The sequence below is a fragment of the Skermanella sp. genome (assembly GCF_059503625.1).
The window spans coordinates 1-2,994 of sequence record NZ_JCACHA010000290.1 but is presented as its reverse complement, the minus strand read 5'-3'; the positions used below and the strand labels follow the sequence as shown (position 1 = coordinate 2,994).

The following is a 2,994-nucleotide window of genomic DNA, read 5'->3' as shown; positions in this document are numbered from 1 at the left end:
ACTGATATGCCTTCCGCTTAGGCGGTAGGGCCAGGGCGTCGTCGGGCGCAAGCTCCGCCGCCTAAGGCCCGACGGCCCGCAGATCCCCGCAGGGTCGCTCTAAATTCTATCGCAAAGACCATAGCGATCGAGCCAGCCTCTGCGGCAGGCGCAAAAAAGCTGCGTGAACGACAACTACATGCGCCGGACAATCCCCAGCCAAGATCATGCACGATCTCGGTGCGGTCTGCCCTACCGTCGGCGTTCTCTAGAATCACTCCCCTCGGTGCTCGATACGCCTCTCTGCTGGTTTAGAGAGGACCACGCCCCCGATTCATGGAGAGAGTATTGCCTCGCACGATCACCATCACGACCTCACCCGACACGCGGATCCGCATAGCCGAACACCTGCGGAACCAGCCTGGGATCGCGAGCGTCACTTTATACCGAGGTGCCGCCATGGGGTCCGACGACGACGTCCTCACGGTGGACCTGACCAACAATGCCGCCCTTGATATGATCAGGTCCCTCGACGCGATGGGGGTGCTGGAGGCCGGTTCGGTCACGGTCAGCGAGCCTTCGGTGGTGATCTCGTCCGGCGACGCGCGCCCCCTCGACGAGGAGGGGAACGAGGCCATCTGGGAGGAGGTAGGATCGCTGATGCGTCGAGAGTCGAACCTCTCCGTCAACTACCTTCTCCTCATGACCCTCTCCGGCGCCGTCGCCGCGTTCGGGCTGGTCACGGACACCCTCCACATCGTGATCGGAGCGATGCTGATCGCGCCGGGTTTCGCGCCCTTGCTGCACATCGCCTTCGGGGTGCTAGGGCATCGCTACGGGATCAAAGCCGGGATCCAGTCGACCTGCGCAGGATACCTTCTGCTGGCTTTTGGGGCGGCCCTCGGGATGGCGCTCGCATTGGCGCTGCACGAGAACACGGTTTCCGATTTGACCCGTCTGCACTGGGTGGGCTACTGGTCGAAGATCGAGGCTACGGGAGTCGCGACCTCGCTTCTCGCCGGGATCGCGGGTGGCGTGATCACGTCTTCACGGCAGACCGTACTCGCCACGGGCGTCATGATCGCGCTTGCGCTAGTGCCGAGCATGGCATTGGTCGGCATGGGGATCGGCTCAGGCAATCTTGCACTTGCCCTCGATGCCATGGCGCGGTGGGTCGTCGAGGCTTTCTGCGTCCTCTCGGCCGGCGGGATGACCCTCGCCGTCAAGAAACGGCTGCTGCATCGGCGCAAGCGCGTTGAGGCGATCTAGGCGTCGTCGGCGAGGCAGTACAGCCAAACCCGACATCATGCATGAACCCTGGCGCCTCCTCCTCATCCCGGTGCCAACCGAACCTCGGCGGATCACGCCGCGCGAGATGCGGTCGCCGCCGGCGTGGCTTGCATCGCGTAGCCGAGCGAGGCCATGGGATGGAGGGCGCGCAGCCATCGTCAGGATTGTCCCGAGAGGGCGTTGGCGATCAGGGTCGTGTTGTGCAGGATCATGTCGATATAGGTGGCTGCCGGCCCATCCGGCAGAGACAATGCGTCGGAATAGAGCTGCCCCCCGACCTTGGCGCCGGACTCCGCGGCGATGCGTTCGATCAGGCGCGGATCGCTGATGTTCTCCACGAAGATCGCCCTGATCTTTTCCTTCTTTATCTGGCGGATCAGCCCCGCCATCGCCTTGGCCGACGGTTCGGACTCGGTGCTCAGCCCGGTCGGCGCCAGCAGCGTCAATCCATAGGCCGCACCGTAATACTGGAACGCATCATGCGAAGTGATGATCTTGCGTTCAGGGCGCGGAATGCGGGCGAACGCCGCCTTAACCTGCTGGTCGAGGGCATCGAGTTCCTGCGCGTAGGCCGCCGCGTTCGCCCGGTACGTGTCGGCATGAGGAGGATCGGCTTTAGCCAAGCCGTCGGAGATGTTCTTCACATAGAGCTTGGCATTCGCCACGCTTTGCCACGCGTGCGGATCGATGCTCCCATGTCCATGGTCGGCATGCCCGTGGCCGGCATGCCCCTCCTCCGGTCCCTCCTCCGCCTCACGGGTTTTATCCCGTTGGTCGCGGTGACGAGCGGGCCGGTGTAGCCGGTCGACTTCGCCAGAAGCTGCATCCAGGGTTCCAGCCCCAGGCCGTTGACGACCAGAAGGTCGCCCGACTGCACGGTCCTGGCATCGGTCGGTGTCGGTTCGAAGACATGGGCATCGCCGTCGGGACCGACCAGCGTGGTGACCCGTACGTCGGCACCGCCGACACGACCTTAGGCAGGTCGGCGGTAGTCCGGGCATCGATGGCGGTGAACGGCTCGTCCAGCAGGATGAGGCGCGCGTCCTGAAGCAGTGTGCGCGCGAAGAGCACCCGCTGAAACTGGCCGCTGGACAGGGTGCCGATCGGCCGATTTTCGAAACCGGACAGGCCGACGGCGGTCAGGGCGGCATGGGCCTCGTCGCGCATGGCCGGAGACATCGCCCGGAAGGCGCCGACCTGCCGCCAGTGGCCCAGCAGCACGGTATCGAGCACCGAGATGGGAAAGCTGCGATCGATCTCGGCCTGCTGGGGCAGGTAGGCGATCGCTTGGCGCGGGAGGCCGCATAGCGTCACGCCTCCTTGCAGCGGCTTCAGCAGGCCCATGATGCCCTTCAGCAGGGTGCTTTTGCCGGCTCCGTTGGGACCGACGATTGCGGTGAGCGAACCCGCGCTGAACGCTCCGGCGACATGGTGGACTGCCAGATGGCGCTGATAGCCAAGGGTCAGGTCGTCGAGCTGCACAAGGACCGTCACCGCGTCACCCGAGCCAGTCCATCGCCCAGGCCACCGCGAGCCACAGCGACACGGTCACCACTCCGGCCGGAACCAAACGCTGAGCCGCACCGGCTATAAGCGGAGATGTTGAAAAGTGCGCTCGTCGGCGCGGCTCTGCCGTGGCCATGGCGGGCCTTTCGGGTTGGAACGGGATTGAGCATGCGTTGAGGTCGATCAGATATGTTATGCTATAACATAACATTATCGATT

General features: G+C 64.4%; 2 protein-coding genes and 2 pseudogenes. 1 reads left to right on the top strand and 3 read right to left on the bottom strand.

Annotated elements, in window-relative coordinates; translation table 11 throughout:
• Window positions 1–327: 327 nt before the first annotated feature.
• Entirely contained in the window at window positions 328–1,248 is a 921-nt protein-coding gene (locus AC5JJ6_RS06725; RefSeq protein ID WP_496041292.1) for a DUF389 domain-containing protein, read from the top strand.
• Window positions 1,249–1,427: 179 nt separating this feature from the next.
• Here the strand turns inward: AC5JJ6_RS06725 and AC5JJ6_RS06720 are convergent, their stop codons facing one another.
• The 3 genes and pseudogenes from AC5JJ6_RS06720 to AC5JJ6_RS06710 all read right to left on the bottom strand — a co-directional run.
• On the bottom strand, window positions 1,428–2,099 hold the full coding sequence (locus tag AC5JJ6_RS06720) for a metal ABC transporter solute-binding protein, Zn/Mn family (RefSeq protein ID WP_496041293.1): 672 nt from the start codon (window positions 2,097–2,099) through the stop codon (window positions 1,428–1,430).
• A gap of 23 nt (window positions 2,100–2,122) precedes the next feature.
• A pseudogene (locus AC5JJ6_RS06715) lies at window positions 2,123–2,206 on the bottom strand (hypothetical protein); the annotation flags it as partial.
• An 86-nt stretch (window positions 2,207–2,292) separates the two neighbouring features.
• Window positions 2,293–2,751: pseudogene (locus tag AC5JJ6_RS06710) on the bottom strand (metal ABC transporter ATP-binding protein); the annotation flags it as partial.
• Window positions 2,752–2,994: the final 243 nt, after the last annotated feature.